Raw genomic sequence first — 1,129 nt, 5'->3', positions numbered from 1 at the left:
TCTTGCCCGGCGGAGGCCGCCGGGCAAGAGGTCTTACGCCGTCAAGCCTTCCGGCTCCGACAACCCGTTGGCACGGCAGCAGGCCGTCACCGTGTTGGCCAGCAGGCACGCGATGGTCATCGGCCCGACGCCGCCGGGAACGGGCGTAATCGCCCCCGCGCGCGCCGCGCAGCTCTCGTAATCGGCATCGCCCACCAGCTTGTTCTTGCCGTCGCGCTCGACCCGGTTGATGCCCACGTCGATCACGGTGGCCCCTTCCTTGATCCAGTCACCCGGCACCATCTCGGGCCGGCCCACGGCGGCCACCACGATATCGGCGCGGCGCACGACCTCGGGCAGGTCCTTGGTGCGGCTGTGCGCGATGGTCACGGTGCAGCTGTCGCCCAGCAAAAGCTGCGCCATCGGCTTGCCCACGATGTTCGAGCGCCCGACAACCACCGCGTCCATGCCGGAAAGGCTCCCGTGGTGTTCGCGCAGCATCATCAGACAGCCCAGCGGCGTGCAGGGCACCATGCTTTTCTGTCCCGTGCCCAGCAGGCCCACGTTCGAGATGTGAAACCCGTCCACGTCTTTCGCCGGGTCGATCGAGTTGATCACCAGGTCGGAATCCAGGTGGTCCGGCAACGGCAGCTGCACAAGGATGCCATGCACGTCCTTGTCGTTGTTCAACTTGTCGATCAGCGCCAGCAGATCCTCTTCCGAGGTGTCCGCCTCCAGCTTGTGCTCGTAGGAATTCATGCCGACCTCGACGGTCTGCTTGCCCTTCGAGCGGACGTAGACCTGGCTTGCCGGGTCCTCGCCCACCAGCACCACGGCCAGCCCCGGCGTGATGCCGTGTTCTTCCTTCAGGCGGTCCACGTGGCCCGCCACCTTCTCGCGCACTTTTGCGGCAAACGCCTTGCCGTCGATAATCTCTGCCGTCATGTCTTTCCTCCCGGCCCGAAAATGGTCCCCCACCCTATACCGCTCGCATGGGGTGGGGAAAACCGGTCCTTTAGAACAATCCTTCGATTTCGCCCTGGTCGTTCAGGCGGATGGATTCGGACGCGGGGCGGCTGGGCAGGCCCGGCATGGTCATGATCTCGCCGCAGACGACGACGACGAAGCCCGCGCCGGCCGACAGGCGCAC

At 65.8% G+C, this 1,129-nt stretch carries 2 protein-coding genes; both read right to left on the bottom strand.

Features of this window, described 5'->3' with window-relative positions:
- Positions 1-33: 33 nt before the first annotated feature.
- Positions 34-924: a bifunctional methylenetetrahydrofolate dehydrogenase/methenyltetrahydrofolate cyclohydrolase FolD gene (gene folD, locus RBB18_RS23155; RefSeq protein WP_103764810.1), complete on the bottom strand. Its 891-nt coding sequence runs from the start codon at positions 922-924 to the stop codon at positions 34-36.
- A 70-nt stretch (positions 925-994) separates the two neighbouring features.
- On the bottom strand, positions 995-1,129 hold a 135-nt coding region (locus tag RBB18_RS23150), incomplete at its 5' end, for a formate--tetrahydrofolate ligase (protein WP_306111058.1).

Source organism: Roseovarius sp. MMSF_3298 (genome assembly GCF_030733705.1).
Taxonomy (GTDB): domain Bacteria; phylum Pseudomonadota; class Alphaproteobacteria; order Rhodobacterales; family Rhodobacteraceae; genus Roseovarius; species Roseovarius confluentis.
Note: the sequence above shows the minus strand (reverse complement) of the source record. Positions and strands in the feature narration are given on the sequence as shown.